The 18721-nt window shown below is 45.4% G+C and carries 16 protein-coding genes; 8 read left to right on the forward strand and 8 right to left on the reverse strand.

The annotated features are described in order from the left end of the window. Positions 1–150: 150 nt before the first annotated feature. The 3 genes from JGK07_RS04010 to JGK07_RS04020 form a co-directional block, all read right to left on the reverse strand. On the reverse strand, positions 151–2607 hold the full coding sequence (locus tag JGK07_RS04010; protein ID WP_293226116.1) for a CHASE2 domain-containing protein: 2457 nt from the start codon (positions 2605–2607) through the stop codon (positions 151–153). 108 nt (positions 2608–2715) lie between these two features. Then, complete coding sequence (locus JGK07_RS04015) at positions 2716–3711, reverse strand: DUF1822 family protein (protein WP_293185682.1); 996 nt, start codon at positions 3709–3711, stop codon at positions 2716–2718. 444 nt (positions 3712–4155) lie between these two features. After that, on the reverse strand, positions 4156–4842 hold the full coding sequence (locus tag JGK07_RS04020) for a sigma-70 family RNA polymerase sigma factor (protein ID WP_293241424.1): 687 nt from the start codon (positions 4840–4842) through the stop codon (positions 4156–4158). A gap of 208 nt (positions 4843–5050) precedes the next feature. On the opposite strand from JGK07_RS04020, the gene JGK07_RS04025 reads away from it, so the two are divergent. From JGK07_RS04025 to JGK07_RS04040, 4 genes are all read left to right on the forward strand, one after another. After that, positions 5051–5227, forward strand: a complete 177-nt coding sequence (locus tag JGK07_RS04025; RefSeq protein WP_293219853.1) for a hypothetical protein — start codon at positions 5051–5053, stop codon at positions 5225–5227. A gap of 20 nt (positions 5228–5247) precedes the next feature. After that, a complete protein-coding gene (glgA, locus tag JGK07_RS04030; RefSeq protein ID WP_293198513.1) occupies positions 5248–6723 on the forward strand; it encodes a glycogen synthase GlgA in 1476 nt (491 codons plus the stop codon). Between the two features lie 238 nt (positions 6724–6961). Further along, on the forward strand, positions 6962–7153 hold the full coding sequence (locus JGK07_RS04035; RefSeq protein WP_293219850.1) for a hypothetical protein: 192 nt from the start codon (positions 6962–6964) through the stop codon (positions 7151–7153). A gap of 44 nt (positions 7154–7197) precedes the next feature. Next, positions 7198–7572: a DUF4342 domain-containing protein gene (locus tag JGK07_RS04040; RefSeq protein ID WP_293185674.1), complete on the forward strand. Its 375-nt coding sequence runs from the start codon at positions 7198–7200 to the stop codon at positions 7570–7572. A gap of 507 nt (positions 7573–8079) precedes the next feature. Here JGK07_RS04040 and JGK07_RS04045 read toward each other — a convergent pair. Together JGK07_RS04045 and JGK07_RS04050 are read right to left on the reverse strand one after the other, a co-directional pair. Next, positions 8080–8430 (reverse strand): hypothetical protein, encoded by a 351-nt coding sequence (locus JGK07_RS04045; protein ID WP_293185672.1) that lies wholly within the window; start codon positions 8428–8430, stop codon positions 8080–8082. Positions 8431–8462: 32 nt separating this feature from the next. Continuing rightward, positions 8463–8636, reverse strand: coding sequence for a hypothetical protein (locus tag JGK07_RS04050; protein WP_293185671.1), 174 nt, complete (start codon positions 8634–8636; stop codon positions 8463–8465). 279 nt (positions 8637–8915) lie between these two features. On the opposite strand from JGK07_RS04050, the gene JGK07_RS04055 reads away from it, so the two are divergent. Continuing rightward, positions 8916–10784 (forward strand): AAA-like domain-containing protein, encoded by a 1869-nt coding sequence (locus JGK07_RS04055; RefSeq protein ID WP_293193634.1) that lies wholly within the window; start codon positions 8916–8918, stop codon positions 10782–10784. A 508-nt stretch (positions 10785–11292) separates the two neighbouring features. Here JGK07_RS04055 and JGK07_RS04060 read toward each other — a convergent pair. Further along, the gene (locus JGK07_RS04060; RefSeq protein ID WP_293185667.1) at positions 11293–11811 is read right to left on the reverse strand and encodes an O-acetyl-ADP-ribose deacetylase; all 519 of its coding nucleotides are present in this window, start codon (positions 11809–11811) and stop codon (positions 11293–11295) included. A gap of 50 nt (positions 11812–11861) precedes the next feature. Then, a complete protein-coding gene (locus JGK07_RS04065) occupies positions 11862–12629 on the reverse strand; it encodes a 5-formyltetrahydrofolate cyclo-ligase (RefSeq protein WP_293185665.1) in 768 nt (255 codons plus the stop codon). Between the two features lie 108 nt (positions 12630–12737). Between JGK07_RS04065 and JGK07_RS04070 the strand changes: the two genes are divergently transcribed. Beyond that, positions 12738–15461 (forward strand): AAA-like domain-containing protein, encoded by a 2724-nt coding sequence (locus tag JGK07_RS04070; protein ID WP_293185663.1) that lies wholly within the window; start codon positions 12738–12740, stop codon positions 15459–15461. A 292-nt stretch (positions 15462–15753) separates the two neighbouring features. Here JGK07_RS04070 and JGK07_RS04075 read toward each other — a convergent pair whose 3' ends face one another. After that, the gene (locus tag JGK07_RS04075; RefSeq protein ID WP_293226109.1) at positions 15754–16218 is read right to left on the reverse strand and encodes a COP23 domain-containing protein; all 465 of its coding nucleotides are present in this window, start codon (positions 16216–16218) and stop codon (positions 15754–15756) included. A gap of 385 nt (positions 16219–16603) precedes the next feature. On the opposite strand from JGK07_RS04075, the gene JGK07_RS04080 reads away from it, so the two are divergent. After that, positions 16604–17101, forward strand: a complete 498-nt coding sequence (locus tag JGK07_RS04080) for an HNH endonuclease (RefSeq protein WP_293148535.1) — start codon at positions 16604–16606, stop codon at positions 17099–17101. 236 nt (positions 17102–17337) lie between these two features. Next, a complete protein-coding gene (locus JGK07_RS04085; protein ID WP_293213176.1) occupies positions 17338–18594 on the forward strand; it encodes a bifunctional oligoribonuclease/PAP phosphatase NrnA in 1257 nt (418 codons plus the stop codon). Positions 18595–18721 lie beyond the last annotated feature (127 nt).

Here is an 18721-nt window from a genome sequence, read left to right on the forward strand (position 1 = left end):
AGAGCGCTATTATTGTGGCAATACAAGTCTATTGAATAAATAATGTCACCTTCTAAAACAAAGGTATGTAGTTGCGCTTGAGCGCTCCGATCTTATATATATTAAGAGCGCTCAAGCGCAACAACGTACCTATTTAACCCTGAGATGGTACTAGATTCGCTTACAAACGATCGCAATACCACACGCCCCCAGCATTGCCACAACCGACGGTACCAAAGGCACCCACCAACCCTGGATTAGCAAAAACCAGCAAATTCCGACCAAAATCCCCGCAAAAGCGATCGCCCGCAACACCGCAAACAGCCTGCGCCGGCTGACAATCGCGATCGCGCTACCAACTGCTGCGCCGCCCAAAATCCACAGCATTTCCTGCCACACAGGCACAATTTGTAGCAGCGGGCGCCCATCCAAAGCAGCACTGATAATTTGACTCGACATTTGTGCTTGAAGTAACACCCCCGGCATTTTCTGGTAAGGTATTTCTCGCGCGCTGTAGGGTGTAAAAAAATCATCGGGATTGGAAATGGGCGCCGTCACACCTATAAAAATAATTCGGTCTTTAATCAAATTGGGACTAACTTTTCCTTCTAACAGTTCTGTCAGGCTAACTCGCTGAATAAAAGTTCGGGGCGATCGATAATTTAGCATAATTTGAAAGCCGCGATTGTCCAGGTTTTGATAAGCGCCTGTACTGCCGTGAATTGGTGCAAAAACTGCCTTTCTCAGCCCTATCTTATCTCCTGACAAAGTTTCTGGTGTGATGCCTTTTGCTGCTAGGTAATGGAGCGCAGCCCTCATGCTCAAAGAGTGTTCTGTAGCACAAAGATCGGTTGTCTGCGGCTGCATAAACAGCAAGTGGCGGCGGAGAATGCCGTCGGCATCAGCCACCACATCGCTGAACCCGAGGCGCTCTTTTGGCAGTGCAGGTGGCGGTTTGATGCCGCATTTGTTCGGTTTGCCGCTTTCTTTGACGCTGCACAAACCAATTAAACTTCGATCGCTCTGAAAGCTAGCAGCCAATGCTGCATAACCGACTCCTACAGGGCGAGGGCGAAAGATATCCAGGGCGATCGTTTGCGGCCGATACTGTGCTAAATTTGCTACTGCTTTGGCGATCGTCCCATCCGGCAGCGGAAAGCCGTATTTTTCGATATCCGTTTCCGTTGCTTCCACCAGCAACAAACGCGAATCCGAGCTTTCGGCGGGACGCAGGCGCATCAATTGGTCAAAAGCTTGCAATTCCCATATTTGCAGCCAGCCCAGCGATCGCATTCCCGTGACAGAAACAGCACTAATTGCGATCGCCAACAACCCGATTTGTAAGCGCCGCCTCCAAGGAAAAGGTGCTGGTTTATTTGCCAACTCTTGCCAAGTCGGCGGATTGGCAGCAGGATTTTGACAAATTACCGGCAGCCAATCCGCAGCGGGAATTTCTGACTCGCATTCTGCCAATCTTTGCCTCGCGAGGCGCACTGACACATACAAAGATTCCCCGCTGCAAAAAGAGGCGAGAAAATACTTTAAAAAATCTTGGGCAACTCGATCGCATACAGGTTCTCGCATTACGATCGTTTGCGGGATGCCCAAATCTTCAAACTGCCGCGCTATGCCCAATCCATCGCAAGAATTCAAAATAGCCAACTGCAAGCCACGGTTAACCGCTAGCTTGAAGCCTTGTTTCAGCTCTTCTACTGTTAAACTCTCGGTTTTATTGATATAAAATTTTCCCGATCGCCCGGATGCGTCGCTGTCACTGTGTCCGGCAAAAAATAAGATATCCCAGTTGTTTTCCCAAAGTTCTTGACAGATTTTTCTGCGATTTGGTTCGACCAAAAAAGTAACTTCTGCTGATGGCAATCCTTCCAAAAGTTTGCAGTCTTGTTCAATATTAATATTTTCACTGTTACCCAATATTGCTAAAATCTTTACGCGATTTGCAGGGTATTTTTCCAAATCCGCAGATCCCCCCCAGCCCCCCTTAAAAAGGGGGGAGAATTCACTCAAAGTCCCCCTTCTTAAGGGGGATTTAGGGGGATCTGAAATCGGAGATCCCCCCCAGCCCCCCTTAAAAAGGGGGGAGAATTCACTCAAAGTCCCCCTTCTTAAGGGGGATTTAGGGGGATCTGAAATCGGTATTTTTTTATAAGCTGTGGCGCTCAAAGCAATTTCGGCTTTCGGATAGCCATTGAAAATATTCCAACAGTACCACGGTAAACGCCGCAAAACGATATCATCAGTTTTGATTAAAAATCGAACTGTATCCGATGGGTTTAATTGTACGAGTAATGTGTCTTTGAGTTTACGAAACGGTTCAGAGTCAAGCCAGCTATTGATTTGCAGGCTTAATTGTTCCGCCAACTCGCGACACTTGGACAACTGTGCTGTACGAGATTCGCTAATGGTAATTGCGATCGGCTTAATGCGGAAATCTCCCAAACTGCGGTAGACTGACTGCCAGCGATCGTAGTTGTCAGCTATTTCTAGTTTCGGAGGCAGGAAACCTTGGATTTCTACTGTGGCCCGTTCTCCTTCCGGGCCGATTTCCAGAGTAGCTCGCACGCCTTTTGTCAAGTTATCATCTAGCTTTAAGACAACTAATTTTTCCATGGTTGACACTCTCAGGTTTTTGATACACTGAGATTTTTGATTCCCCAAGCCAACTTCCTGGTAAAGGTTCAATTTTAATGCTGAACAGCTTATAACCAGCGGGCCGATTTAAGCGACAAAATTCTCTGCAATACAGACTTCTTTCAGTTTCACCACAACGCTGAAACATTCTCCGCGATCGGCAGCAAATTCCAGTGTCATGCAGCCGTTGTCTTTTTTGACGGCACAAGCTTCCATGACAGTCGTTCCTTCGCCGTCGATGAGTTTCAGAGTCAGGTTGAGCGGCAAGCTGTCCGCACCGGCGATCGGATGCACTTGTACTTTAATATTAATATCAGTATCAGTCGTTGGTGCGATCGCCACCAGCAAAGCTACAGATTCGGCGGGTACTCCTACACCCCTATCTAAATTAGGTTTTCCCCGAAAATAGTTGAGGGTTGTTGATACTGGTTCCGAGATATCTGGTGTCAGATGGATCGTCTTAGCCCGCACGACTGCGCTACCGTAACGAAAAGCTAAACTAGGTTCTGGCGGCGCTAAAACTTCTGCTACAGACTGCCAACTGGCCTCGAAAATATTGTGCAGCCACTGACTGAGTTGTACAGCTTTTTTGCTGCGTTTCAGACTATCCAAATGTAGCAGCAATTTTTCAAAACTTTGTAATTTGTCGATCGCCAACTCGCCAGCACTTGCAGTTGCCATAAATCCCAGCAAAGTAGCTTCTTGCCGCTGTGTATCGATTTCAACTGCGACTAAACCAATGCGATCGTCCGGTATTTCCAGCGGAATGTCACAAAACTTGCCAGACTTCACAGGGCGGCATTCCAAATAGCCAAATTGAGTTAATTTCAAATCTGCTGCATCGGTGTAAAGGCGCATCGCAGGGTTCCAACTGTCGCTGGCTTTCAAATCTGTAGGAATATCCATCATTTCCATGTAATCTTTCACTGCACATACAGCTAAAGTGTTGAAATAAACTTGGTCTCTTTTTTCTGCTGTGCTCAATCCTTTAATATTTGAAAATTTCTCTGCCAGCCGCAGCGCTGCGGTGGTAATGGGCAGTGGAATAGATGATTGCCTGATATTGTTAAGGTTGCCATTCATCGGGATTCTCCTCTGTGAACTATAGTTTTAGGATGAAAATTCAAAAACAGACTTTTCTCTAGCCTTTCTCAGGTAAGTCAATTACAGATATAGCCTTTCGAGCTCTCATATGAGGTACCCGACGTGCATAGGGCATAGGGCATAGGGCATAGGGCATAGGGCATAGGGCATGGTGCATACCTCACTTTTTTGAGAACCGCTATAGCAACTATTAGAAATTACCAATTACCCAATAGTAAGGGTTGTTACTCCCCGTATTTTTAGGCTTTTTGAAGAGCGACATTTTACTTTTAGTCTAACAAACATCGCTATTAACTATCAACTATCAACTATCAACTGTCAACTGTCAACTGTCAACTGTCAACTGTCAACTATCAACTATCAACTGTCAACTGTCAACTGTCAACTGTCAACTGTCAACTGTCAACTGTCAACTGTCAACTGTTATTCCAGATATCCTTGCTTTTTGGCAAAATTTCGCAAGCGGGGCAAACATTCTCTTTTATAAAAGTTGGGCGCAGTTGACGGTGGCAAGTTAAATTCAAGACCAATTTTTTCCCAGGAAGTCTCCGGAGGAAGACGCTTCAAAATTAAGATTTGGCAAGTGACATCGGGACGTTTTTTGATGTGAACGCTTTTTAACTCTCCCTCGGGATCTGCCAGCACCCATTTTTTAGTCTCTTCTAGGATAACTAGCGGACTGTCAGAATGAGTCGGCGGATTTTCGACATTATAAATAATGTTAATTGCTTCTGACTCTTCGGAAATTGACGGCGAAATAACTCTATTTTGGTGTTCTATTTGTGAGATTGAGAAGTCTTTCAGCCGCATCTTGAGATATTTGTCTAGCCAAGTAATGACGCTGCCCAGATTCGGATCGTAAGGTTTGTTTGTGGTATTGTCTTTGCAAACACAAACATTGCGACAAAAATACACCCAAGTTTGCTGCAAAGCATCGTTATAATGAGGCGTCGCTTCTTGCCAAAGTTTGCCAGATTTCACAATCAGCCTCACTATCTCGCTGAGTTTTTGCCGCCGCATCAAGCTTTTGGGCGGATGCGAACAAGCTTCAGCAACTAGCTGTTGCAGTTGTTGGCTTAAATTGTTCTCCTCATTCTTGGTTTCTGGCATCGGCGAGGGCCTCCTGAAGAGTCTCTGGATGAATGCTAGACACGGCATTTGCGGGTTGAGTTTCCACAATAGAATCGCTGAGTTGATGTTTGGTAGCCAAACAAGTGTTGTCTGATAATCAGTTATCAGCATCCTGCGAGAAATTTTCGCGAAAATTCCACAAAAATTTTTGAAATATTTAGTTGACAAATGCCATCGAATAAGGTAAATGTCGATTTTTGAGGCTGTGCCGCGTATGCGTCCTTTGTCTTCTCTGCGTTTGTGGGCAACAGCCCCGAATTCTGCTAGTCGAAAGCGCGATCGCCCTTTTATGTCTAACGAGCGACTTGCTTATTTGCTGAGAAATCATATACTTTGTCAAGTTAAGAAAATATTTTTTGATTGATCCAGGAGTAAGCAAAAAAAATGTACATCGTACAAATTGCCTCAGAGTGCGCCCCCGTCATCAAAGCAGGGGGTTTGGGCGACGTAGTTTATGGGTTGAGTCGGGAGTTGCAGAATTCCGGTAACGCCGTCGAGATTATTCTGCCCAAGTATGACTGCATGAGGTACGACCACATTTGGGGGCTGCACGATGCCTATCGGGATTTGGCGGTGCCCTGGTACGGCGGCGAAATCCTTTGCGATGTGTACTGCGGATGGGTGCACGGGGTGTTGTGTTTTTTCATCGAACCTCGATCGCAAGATAACTTTTTTAACCGCGGCTGTTATTACGGTTGCAACGATGACAATATGCGGTTTGCATTTTTTAGCAAAGCTGCTTTAGAATTTTTGCTCAGAAGCAACAAGCGCCCGGATGTGATTCACTGTCACGACTGGCAAACTGGCTTGATTCCAGTCATGCTGTTTGAAATTTACAAATACAATTGGATGGAAAATCAGCGAGTCTGCTATACCATTCACAATTTCAAACATCAAGGTATGGGCGGAAGTGAGGTTTTGCAAGCAACGGGTTTGAATCGAGATGATTATTATTTTCAGTACGATCGCCTGCGAGATAATTTTAACCCTTTTGCCATCAATTTTATGAAAGGCGGCATTGTGTACTCGAATTTTGTCACCACGGTTTCGCCGCATCACGCTTGGGAAGCTCACGTCGGCGAGTTCGGCTACGGTTTGGGACATACTTTGCATATATATCAAGACAAGTTTCGCGGGGTGCTCAACGGCATCGATTACGATGTGTGGAATCCCGAGAGCGATCGCTATATTCCGCAACACTACACTGCGGATGATTTGGCAGGAAAAGCCGAAACTAAAACAGCTTTGCGCGATCGGCTGTTAATGCGCGATGCTGACAAGCCTCTGATTACCTTTATCGGTCGTTTGGACGACCAAAAAGGCGTTCACCTAGTCCACCATGCAATTTATTACTGTCTGAGCAAAGGCGCGCAATTCGTACTTTTGGGTTCGGCGACGGAAGCGGGAATTAACGCGCATTTTCAGCACGAAAAATGGGTTTTAAATGACAATCCTGACTGCCATTTAGAACTTGGTTTTAATGAGGAACTGTCGCACTTAATTTACGCGGGTGCGGATATGATTGTGGTGCCGAGCAATTACGAACCCTGCGGGCTGACTCAGATGATCGGGTTGCGGTACGGTACGGTGCCTGTGGTGCGGGGCGTGGGCGGTTTGGTGAATACGGTGTTCGATCGCGATTACGACACCAACCACTTACCGGAAGAGCGCAACGGCTACGTATTTCACCAAACGGACTACTGCGCTTTAGAGTCGGCGCTCGATCGGGCGATCGGATTGTGGTATGACTACCATGATGACTTTGAAAAACTCATGATTCAAGGGATGAATTGCGATAATTCGTGGAAATATCCAGCTAAAGACTATGTGGAAATTTACGAACTAATTCGACACAAATAAGTTAGTCAGTAGTCATTAGTCATTAGTCATTGGTCATTGGTAATTAGTCATTGGGAGAGCATCTCACTTTTGCAAAAAAGCAATTTCTTTACAGTGCGAGCGTCCCCGCTCGCGATCTATAATCGCTCGCGGGGACGCTCGCACTATAAAATCAAAACATCAAAACTGAGATGCTCCCGTCATTGGTCATTGGTCATTGGTCATTGGTCAGTAGTCAGTAGTCATTGGTCATGGGTAATTGGTAATTGGTCAACTGCCAACTGCCAACTGCCAACTGCCAACTGCCAACTGCCAACTGTCAACTGTCAACTGTCAACTGTCAACTGTCAACAGAGATAATGTTTTGGGTGAAAAGGCGGGGGCGGAAAGTACGAATGTAGCTTGTAGGGTTTTCTTGCCTGTCGGTGCGAAGTGCGATCGCACAAGATAGAAGTATAGAAATTAAACGGCTGGTGTTCGCCCGCCCTACACAAAATGAACTCACAACAACTAGAACAACAAGTAACAATCCTCCAAGACGAAACAGCCGCCTCCGGAAATTCAGCCAACCCAACAGTTGAAACTCCTTTATTCACCTCAGAGTTCGTAACAGAGGAAAAAGTTAGAGTGGAAGAATTTAAGATTAGCGCCGACAGTTTAATTGGTAAAGTCAAAGAATTAATTGAGCAAGGAAAACTCCGCCGCCTCGTGATCAAAAACTCAGAAGGGCGGATTTTAGCAGACATTCCGCTGATGGCGGGATTGGTAGGTGGCGTTGCAGGGAGTGTAGTCTTTCCAATTGCTGCTGTATTGGCAACAGTTGGGGCAGTTGTCGCTCATTTGACTGTGGTTATCGAGCGAAAAGAGTAATAGGTACGTAGTTGCGCTTCAGCGCTCTTAGGATCGGAAATTAAATAATTTACACAAATTTGTGGGATGGGCTCGGGTGGCCCATCCCACGAACCATCAAACTGTAAGTTATAGCGATTCTCAAAAAGATTTGCGGACGTTGTTGGGCTTGGGCCCTCTTAGTGGAACTGGTTATGTAACCTGTCAATCGTACCTCATCTTTTTGATAAAGGCTATATTTAATTCTCAGTCCTTACATATATAATAAGAAAGAGCGCTGAAGCGCAACTACATACCAGAGTTATAAAAGGTACGTAGTTGCGCTTTAAAAGAGCGCTGAAGCGCAACTACATACGAATGCACCCGTAATTTTTATTATTATTTTTGAGAATATTTGGTTTCCGGGAATTATCTTGCATCCGGTTATATTAAACCTGTTTATTCTCGTCTTGCGTAGATCGGAAAGTTCATTCAGTCGGGAATATAATTCCCAGAATTATTGTTGGCTCGGCACGAGTTGTATTTGTGTTAGAGTACAAATTCTAGTTGTGCGATCGCGCGATTTCTCGCATCTTCGATGCAGTCGATCGCACTTTTGGCAAAAACTTGGCTTTTGGCAACAAATCGGCGATCGTTCAAATGGTCGTAAGCTTCCCAATTACCGCTAACTTCGCGATCGTGCCACAGAAACCAGCCGCGGTAGATTTCCCCGCTATCAATATCATCGCACAGCACCAGCCAATCATCACCCGTGAGAGCGCTGTTATCTAAGGCTACCAATTCAACCCACGCTAATGCAGTGCAGGCATCGATCGCATCAGCATCAACGGAGTTAGATTCTGTAGTGGTAGATTGTGGCGAGCAAAGTGTAGACTTCATAAATTCTCCTGAATGAAATAAATGGATTTATGCTATTTATGCAACTGATGGGGGACAGGAATTGGAAAAATGGTATTCTGATGAATTTGCGGTTGGTCAAATTTACCAGCGGCCGATGCTTCTGTTAAATTATTAAGTGTATTAATTGTCACAATTGAAGCAGTTCCTAAGGCGGCCATTGCCAATCGGTGTAGAATTTTGTTCATGGTGATGCTCCTGGGTTTTCCTTGATGTATCTACTCTAAAAAAAATCAGTGGTTGCTCGCAGGGGAGATTGGGGAGTTAAGATTTTTTTTTCTTTTCAAATATATTCACAGGTTGAAGCCGTTATCAGGACAGAGTTTGAGAAAGTCGATCGCCTAAAAACCCTCTACAAGTAAAATTCCTTAAATTCCGGCGGGCTGACTATCTCCCTTAAAATCGCTTAAAATAGGAACTTAAGGCGTTAAAGTTCCTAGATTCCTTCCCATTTCAGTGCAACAGAAGTGCTCAAGTCAAAACGCGATCGCGGTCGAATTCTCACAGCCCCTGGCTTAAAGAAACTTAATGAGGCGCTCCAAGAATGGTCTGACCGATATAACATTAGAGGTACTCTGACGGAAATCGAGGCCGAGTCGGGCGTTGGCGCGGATACTGTCAGCAAAATTAAGCAGGGTAGAGAAGGTGCGGATCTCAGCAAACTGCGACAGTTGTTCGCGGCGTTTGAGCTGACTCTGACAAATGGCGACCATCGATCGGCTAAACTAGACGATGCCGAAGATGTCGCTGAGTCGGACAATTTGCCCGCGGCAAGGGAAACAGCCCGCAGCAACAGAAGTGTTAAAGTATTTGTGAGTTATCGCAGCGCCGAACCCGATCGCGAATTGGGAAAACAGTTAGAAACGGCCTTAAGTGCGATCGGTCATACAGTCTTCACAGCCGAAAATAACATTAGATTGGGAGATAATTGGTTCGATCGCATAAACTACTTCCTCAAAGAATGCGATTATTTGCTATTGCTATTGCCGCCAACAGTCAGCCAAAGCGAACTGCTAACATATCAAGTCCAGCAAGCCAAAGAACTGCAAGACTCTCGCCCTGACAAGAAACCAATAATTTTACCGATTCGCGTCGGTTTTCCCTTAAACGTGCCTCTAAACCACGATTTGCGGGGCTATCTGTACCGAATCGAACAGAGGGAATGGCAAAAGGACGGCGACACTCCAATTCTGATCGAAGAAGTGTTGAAATTGCTAGCAGAAACTCCCGCACCAGTCAAAGAACAACCGGAAGATTTAACACCAAACCAAGTATTAGAAATTAGCAGCGACGAAATACCTCTACCCAGCGCCGAACCGGAATTACCCGGAGGACAAGTCGATGTCGCTTCTCAATTTTATGTAGAACGCCCGCCCATCGAAGAACGTTGCTATCAAACTATTTTGCAGCCCAGCGCGTTAATTAGAATTAAAGCGCCGAGACAAATGGGCAAAACATCCTTGATGGCAAGAATTTTGCATCACGGAACCCGTCAAGGTTATTGTACAGTGCCACTAACTTTTCAGTTAGTAGATAAAAGTGTATTCGCCAACTTAGATAAATTCTTAAAATGGTTTTGCGCTTACGTCGGACGCGAATTGCACTTAGCCAATCAACTAGACGATTATTGGGACGATATTTTTGGCAGCAAAGTCAACTGCAAAGATTACTTTGAGAAATACATCTTACCCCAAATCGATAGTCCTCTAATTTTAGGATTAGACGAGATCGATCGCGTTTTCCAATATCCCGACATAGCCGAAGACTTTTTAGGACTGCTGCGGGCGTGGCACGAAGAATCGAAGCGGCGGGATATCTGGAAAAAACTGCGATTAATCGTAGTACATTCCACCGAAGTTTACATCCCGATGAACATCAATCAATCGCCCTTCAACGTCGGCTTACCCGTAGACTTGCCCGAATTCAACGCTGGGCAAATCCAAGACTTAGCAGCGCGGCACAATTTAAGTTGGTCAGATGCCGAAGTTGAGCAACTTACGGCAATAGTCGGCGGTCATCCGTATTTAGTACGAGTTGCACTATATCACATTTCGCGAGGTGATTTGACTATTGATGAATTAAAAGAAAGTGCGATCGCCGATGCGGGAATTTACAGCGATCACTTGCGCCGCCAACTGTGGAATTTAGAAGAATATCCAGAGTTAGCTGCGGGGATGAGAGAGATTGCGGCGGCGGATTCTGGGGTGCAATTAAAGGCGATTCAGGCGTTCAAGTTGGACAGTTTGGGGTTGGTAAAGTTGCAGGGAAACGAGTGCGTGCCGAGGTGCGAGTTGTACCGGCAATATTTTCGATCGCACTTGAGCGCGATCGGGTAAAATATTGAGCGATTAGGTATCATATAATTCCAGATATTGTAGGGGCGGGTTCACCAACAATAATTGCCTAAAACTAACAATCTCATAAACCCGCCCCCACCCAACGAAAAATCACAATATTGTAGGGGCGGGTTCACCGACAATAATTGCCTAAAACCGACAATCTCATAAACCCGCCCCCACCCAACGAAAAATCACAATCTACATCTTTTTAGATTAAAACAGCCCATGAACGATATTTTTTTGATAACTTCCGATAATTGGCTAGATTGGATAACCGTGTTTGGTTATCTAGGCCTTACTGCTTTCATTATCTGGCGCATTTTGGCTACAAATTAGATATATTATGAAATAATATCAATTCCGTTTGTATCGGAATGATATCAACGGAGAAGACGGAGGAGACGGCTTGGCCTTTGTCCCTACAATTCATCACGTAGGGACACGGCAATGCCGTCTCCTCTATATGATAAGGAGTTTTAACTTGTAGGGTGCATCAGACGAAGTTTTAGAGAGGTTTTTTAGGGTTGTATTTAGATATAATCCTTTCGTAGATTTCATAATTCTCTTGATCGAAACAGCAAAAAATTACTTTTTGAGAACCACCATTATTTTGTATATATTCCCAGCATACCTTCACTGCAATCTCACTTGCTAGAGCTTTAGGAAAGCTGTAAATGCCGGTGCTAATGCAAGGAAATGCCAAACTCTCAAACTGTTGTTCTGCGGCAATTTGCATACACTTACGGTAACACTCGGCTAAGAGTTCTGGTTCTCCATCATTACCCTTCCGCCATACTGGCCCTACTGCGTGGATGACGAAGCGTGCAGGCAATTTATATCCCTTAGTTAGTTTAGCATCTCCAGTCTTACATCCTCCCAGCAATCGGCATTCGTCATACAGTTCCGATCCTGCTGCTCTGTGTATTGCTCCATCTACTCCACCACCACCAAGTAAACTGGTATTTGCAGCATTCACGATCGCATCAACTTCGAGTTTTGTGATGTCGCCCAAAATAACTTTCATATTTTCTGCAATAGTAAACTGTAGACAAGTTTAGCAAAGAAACTCGTTATCTAGTTTTCTTCTCTTAATTTTCGCAAAATCGGAATTTGTGCCAACTGTTCCGATCGCAAACTATCCCAGTTTAACCCAGTTGGACGCGGATAACTCGTATTAGTCTCAATTACCTCCTGGGCAGTCACAATCCAATTCAGCGCCCAATCGTGAGGCTGCATCGGCAAACGCGAATCTTCTACAATTTGCAAAGGATGCACTGTAGTCACAATCGGCGTATCGATTTCTACTAACCCGAATTCTGTCAACATCGCCAATTCTAAATCAGCAAATCCTGCACCTTTGCCGGTTCTTCCCCCGTTGCGCGCCACCGCTACGCAGCCGACTATTGCTAAATCGATCGGCTCCATTTCTTCAAAGCTTACCAATTTTCCGCAACTGAGGGCTTTACGGGCGATCCTCTTCGAGGGCTTCGCTAACGCACTTTCGGCTAGTGGCATATTGTGCTTGTGCAAATCTTCTGCCGTTAACTCGACAAAACAGCGATCGTCTGTCAAGCGCGGTACTGCCATATACAAGCGTTTTCCGTCTTGCAAAGCCCGCATCCGCACCGGAATTTGTGGCGAATCTGGATTGCACTTAATCGTTTTTGCCTGTTGCCAAATTGGTAAACTCGCCAATTTTTCAGCCGCCAACTCGGCGCCGACAAAATTGGGAATATGACCAAACGGATCGCCAACAGATGCGGCTTGATCTTTCAGCAAAGACCAAATTTCAGTTCTTAACTTGTCTTTGTCGCGGTGATATCCAATCCAATCTGTTTTCATGCTATATTATGGTACAATATATCATCCAAAATTTTACTTGAATTCTTCAGTCTCGCGTTGCGCGGACTTTGTTTGTGTAGTAGCGGTTTTAACCGCCGAATGAATTATATGAATTTTACCGCAAAACCCAGTTACTATCAAGTCGGCGGCAGTCTCACCAATAACGCTCCGAATTATGTGAAGCGCCAAGCAGATGACGACTTTTATAACGGATTGAAGGCGGGGGAATTTTGCTATGTTTTGAATTCGCGCCAAATGGGCAAATCTAGCTTGCAGGTGCGGACAATTCAGCGGCTGAGAAATGAGGGAATTGCTTGTGCTGCGATCGACATTTCGGAAATTGGCAACCGCGGCGTGACTCCCGAACAGTGGTATGCTGGGTTGCTACGCATTCTCGAAAATAACTTTAATCTGTCGGATATTGTCAACGTGCGGACTTGGTGGCGCGATCGCAATTTTTTAACTCCGGTGCAAAGATTGAGCGAATTCATCGAAACCGTGCTGTTAGCCAATATTTCCACCAATATTGTCATTTTTATCGACGAAATCGACAGCATTCTCGCCCTGGATTTTCCCGCCGATGATTTCCTAGCCCTAATTCGATCGTGCTATAACAAGCGCGCCAATAACTCAGAGTTCGATCGCCTAACCTGGGCACTCTTGGGCGTAGCATCGCCGACGGATTTGTGCCGCGACAAGAATCTTGCCAGCAACACGCCTTTTAATATCGGTAGGGCGATCGAATTAACTGGTTTTGATGAAACAGAAGCTCAACCGCTAGCAGCCGGGTTGGCAGAGCTGACAGATCGCTCTGCTGAAGTGTTGAGAGAGGTTTTGTATTGGACGGGCGGGCAACCGTTTTTGAGTCAAAAGCTGTGCAAACTTTTATTTGAAAATGCACCCCCCCCAGCCCCCCCTTGTCAAGGGGGGGAGCAAGATCGCATTCAAAATCCGCGAGAGTGGGTTGAGAAAGTAGTGCGCTTGAAGATTGTGGAGAATTGGGAATCTCAGGATGTTCCCGAACATTTGTCCACAATTCGCGATCGGCTTTTTCGAGAAAACCAGCGGATTGTCAGAAGACTCGGATTGTATCAGCAAATTTTACAGCAAATTGAAATCGTCCCCGATGGTAGTGCGGAACAAATGGAATTGCGATTAAGCGGATTAATCGTCAAGCGCCGGGAAAAATTAACTATTTCTAATCCTATTTATCAAGCTGTCTTTAACAAAGACTTAATCGCCAAAAACTTAGAAAAACTCTTACCTTACTCGGAAGCTATCAAAGTCTGGCTGAATTCTAACTCTCAAGATGACTCCCAACTGTTGCGCGGCGAAGATTTGCAATCAGCATTAGTTTGGGCGGCAGACAAAAGTTTGAGAAACGAAGACTTTCAATTTTTGACAGCCAGCCAAAAACTGATTTTGAGCGACCAAAATCAACTGCTGCTGGCAGCTAAACTAGAAACCCAAAAAGCGACGCGCGATGCCGAAACAGCTTTGAGTGAAGCTGGCGCAGCCAAGCAAAAAGCCCAACAGTGGATCGGCATCGGTTCAGCGGTACTGGCCGGATCGTTGATTGGGGCGATCGGCTTTTCAACTCTCGCTTACCAGCGGTTTAAACTAGCACAAGCAAGTATTGAAATCGAACAAAATGGCAGCGATGCTTTACTGTTGGCAGTATCTCAAAAAAACGAGAGCAGCGAAGCTTTATCGGAAGCTTTGCTAAGGGCGATCGCCTCTGGTAAAAAATTAAGAACCTTAGTTGAAAACAAACAACATCTCGAACAATATCCGGCAACTAGACCGCTGTTAGCCTTACAAGTTATTCTCGACGAAATTAGCAAAAAACAGCAGATTAAAGCACCATCACTTCCACCAAGAAAGATGAATTGGCAAGCTCATACAGGTGCTGTTACCAGCATCTGTTTCAGCCCTGACGGTAAAATTTTGGCAACCGCAGGAATAGACGATAGAGTAAGAATTTGGAACTTTTACGGGCAGAAAATTGCTGAATGGAAAGCTTTACAGCAGTCAGTGAATATGGTAAGCTTTAGCCCAGATGGTAAATTTTTAGCAACTGCCGGAAGCGATAGCACAGTTAAGTTCTGGAATTTGTCAGGAAAAAATATTTCTCAGTTGAAAGGAATTGAAGGCTCTGTTAACAGTATTAGTTTTAGTCCGAAAGAAAAGTTATTTGCGGCAGCAGGAATCGATAGCAGTTCGGCAATTTGGAACTTGTCAAAACCATCAAAATTAATCTCATCTAGCGTGAAGCTTCCCGGTCACAATGGTTTAGTGAGAAGCGTTAATTTTAGCCCCAGCGGCGATTTTTTGACGACTTTAGACGGCAAATCTACAGTGCGAGTTTGGGATTTGTCGGGACAACTGGAAAAAACGCTGCCGGTGCAGGCAATTGGGATTAGTTTCAGTCCAGATAGACAGCAGTATCGCTTTGCTACAGTAACATTAAATGGCAAAGTCGGACTGTGGAATCTGTCAGCCAAAGAATTAGTTAGTGAATTTGAAACCTTGCATTTAGATGCGAAATTAATTAGTTTTAGTCCCGACGGAGAAAGGCTGGCTACTGTGGGAATTGATAAGACTGTGCGGCTGTGGAATTTAGCGGGGCGCCCGGTTGCTCAATTTACGTTTGAGGAGAATGTTGTTAGTGTCGGTTGGAGTGGAGATGGGAAGCAAATTGCTGTAGCGGGAAGCAATGGTACTGTCTGGTTGAGGCAGGTTGAAGGGTTGGAAGAATTGCTGAAGCAAAGCTGCGATTTTCTCAGCAGCAAACCGGAGTATTTGAGAAGGGTTTCCACTATCTGCAAGTAGTAATAAAACATGGAAATACGCACGCGGTAATGTCGTTTCCCTATCCATGGACTTTTTTGACCTGGGTTTGTAGGGAGCATCTCATTTTTGCAAAAAGCATTTTTTCTTTCAGTGCGAGCGGGGACAGCACTACAAATGCAAAACTGAGATGCTCCTGGTTTGTAGGGTGTGTTTGGTGCGTCGCTATGAGATTGTCACTCTTTTTTGGGGATAAGCAATGGCGACGCACCCTACAAATACTGTCAACTGTCAACTGTCAACTGTCAACTGTCAACTGTCAACTGTCAACAGTTTAATTTACCTTAACAGGCGAAACACTTACATTAGGATTTTTAACTCTTCTTAAAAGTTCTTGTCTGGCTTGTTCGGGATTTTGCCCTTTTGGGACTTGATATAATAATCTACAGGAACCGTCTTGAGGATTAGCTGCACAAATAATTAGTTGACCGCTGGAAGATGCACCTGCTGTGACAATATTGTCCCAACTTGCTTGGGGTTGCGAGTTGTTGAGAATTCCCGAGACTCGGGTGCAGCGAGTAATGGCGTCTTCTCCTGATTCATTGAAATAGTTATCAGCTACCCATAGAATAACGGGAATATTTTTGCCTTGTTGGACAGCAATTGTGGCCGGGCGGCCACCAGCAGCGCCACAGAAAAATGACGGAGTTTGGGCAAAAGCCTGACTGTTTGCTAAAATCGGAGCTGCAAGGGCAATAATTGACACACTAAAAGCTGACTTTAAAAGCCGAAATTTCATGGGCGGTAATAAGCTTTTTCATTTATGGTTACTAATACTCTAAAAAGTTAGACTTCTGCTTGCCGGGAAGATTAGGCATTTAGGGAAAAAAATAAAATTTATTCTGTAAAGTTTTGCCGTTAGCGAAGCCCGCCCCCTACGGGGGCTACGCCAACGGAGACGATCGCCCATACTGCCATTATTCAGACCAAAACCCACGGAAAATCCCTGGCTGACAAACGTTGTGGCACAAAATAGGTGCAGCCGCAGGGGATCAGGCGCGAAGGTATAGGGTAAAGGTAAGGTTTTTAGCCGTTTTTTGTTGAGCCTTGCCCTTCCTGAGTCCGCCCCCCTAAACTGAAACCTGTGTTAGCATCAATAAAAATCTTCTCTTTAATAATCAACAATGGGCAATGTTCTGGTGCTGAATGCCTCCTACGAACCGCTCAACATCACCAATTGGCGAAGAGCGGTAGTTTTGTTGCTGAAAGGAAAAGCAGAACAGGTAGAACATAACGGGAAATTTATTGCGCCAAACTTCCCGCTACCAACTGTGATTCGACTGCGGCATTACGTCCGAGTTCCCTATAAGGATATTCCGCTTACCCGCCGGAACATCTTGCACCGGGACGCCCACTCTTGTCAATACTGTGGCTATACCGGGGACGATTTGACCCTGGATCACGTGATTCCTCGATCGCGCGGGGGAGGCGAAAGTTGGGAAAACCTCGCTACGGCGTGCGTGCGCTGCAATGTCAATAAAGGCAGTCGCACCCCGAAAGAAGCGGGAATGCTGCTGCGCTATCCGCCCAGGAAACCTCACAGCGGTCTTTATTTTGAAGTGACTAGACACGTTAAGAGTGGTATGCACCAAGAATGGCAAAAATATGTAATCGGCCTTTGAAACCCCCTGTCGCAAGAAAGCGCGGGGGTTTTTTGCGGAAGTTTTGAGTTGTAGGCGTGGGGCCATGAGTGCGCCGGGCCAATAGTTTTGAGTTGAAAAGTTAAATAGTTAAAGACTCTTAACTCCGGTTTCTCTTCGGAAATATTCGGTTTGACAGCGCGGTATCTACAAAGAAACCGGGTTTAATTGCTTTTGGCGCGCAAATACTGAAAAAATTAGATTGTGTATTTTTAACAATGAAAGACCACCAGCCTACCAATTCAGATGAAGTATCTGACAACCACGAAGCTGAGGTTGTACCATCCGCGAGTGTACCTGGGAAACGGCGCAGCAAAGCCGAAGTTGCTTCGGAAGACAATCGCGCCAGTCTCCGCGGAGAATTACTCGATCGCAAAGTTGAGCAATTGCGCCAAATGTTCGATCGGCACAGAGGCGATCGCCAGTTAATATTATTGCAAGATTTTCCCGACCCTGACGCACTTTCGAGCGCTTGGGCTTACAAATTAATCGCCGAACAGTACGATATTCAATGCGAGATTATCTACGCCGGCGCCCTCAGCCACCAAGAAAATATTGCCTTAGTTAAATTGACCGGGTTACCGTTGCAGCGGTGGACGCTGGAAACGACAAAAACGAAGGATTTGTCGGCGTATCAGGGTTGCGTTTTCATCGACAACCAAGGCACGACTTGTAACTTAACTGAGTTTATTTTAGGGGCGGGAGTTGCGATCGCAGCAGTAATCGACCACCACAGTTTGCAGGGGGAAATGAACGCAGAATTTACCGATTTGCGTCCGGATATCCGCGCTACAGCCACGATTTTTACCGAGTATTTGCAGGCTGGAATGGTGGCTTTTGACGGTAGTGTCAGCCAGCACGTCAAGTGTGCTACGGCTTTGATGCACGGTTTGCGATCGGATACCAATGCCCTCAGACAAGCACAGGAGGAGGAATTCTTAGCTGCGGCTTATTTGAGCCGATTTTATGACCCGCAGTTGCTGAATGCGGTGTTACAGTCGTCTCGTTCTAAATGGGTGATGGATGCGATCGAGCGATCGCTCAAACACCGCATCGTCCAGAACAATTTCTCGATCGCGGGCATCGGCTACCTCCGCTATGACGATCGGGATTCCATTCCCCAAGCAGCGGACTTTTTAGTAACAGAAGAGAACGTACATACAGCCGTTGTCTACGCAATTGTGCACGACAAAGACGAAGAAATCGAAGTAGTAATCGGATCGCTGCGAACGAATAAACTGACTCTAGACCCCGACGAATTTATTAAAGAAGCCTTCGGTCAAGATGCTCAAGGACGCTTTTTTGGCGGTGGAAGAAGTCAAGCGGGCGGTTTTGAAATTCCGGTAGGATTTCTTTCGGGTGGAAATGAGAATAGCGATTATGCAAGGCACAAATGGGAAGTATTCGATTCTCAAATTAAGCAAAAATTAATGAGTTTAATTAGTCCTACCGATAATCCAGTTTACGATCGTTAAAGTTTGTATAGCCTTTCTCTCCAATAGTAAGGTACGTTGTTGGGAAGAGAGCCCTCTTGTGGTGATGGTACACTCAACTTGCGGACGCACCAAAAACTCCAATAAAATTCATACTTCGTCTTTTTGA

Origin of the sequence: Microcoleus sp. PH2017_24_DOB_U_A, from assembly GCF_020738205.1 — a bacterium.
Taxonomy (GTDB): domain Bacteria; phylum Cyanobacteriota; class Cyanobacteriia; order Cyanobacteriales; family Microcoleaceae; genus Microcoleus.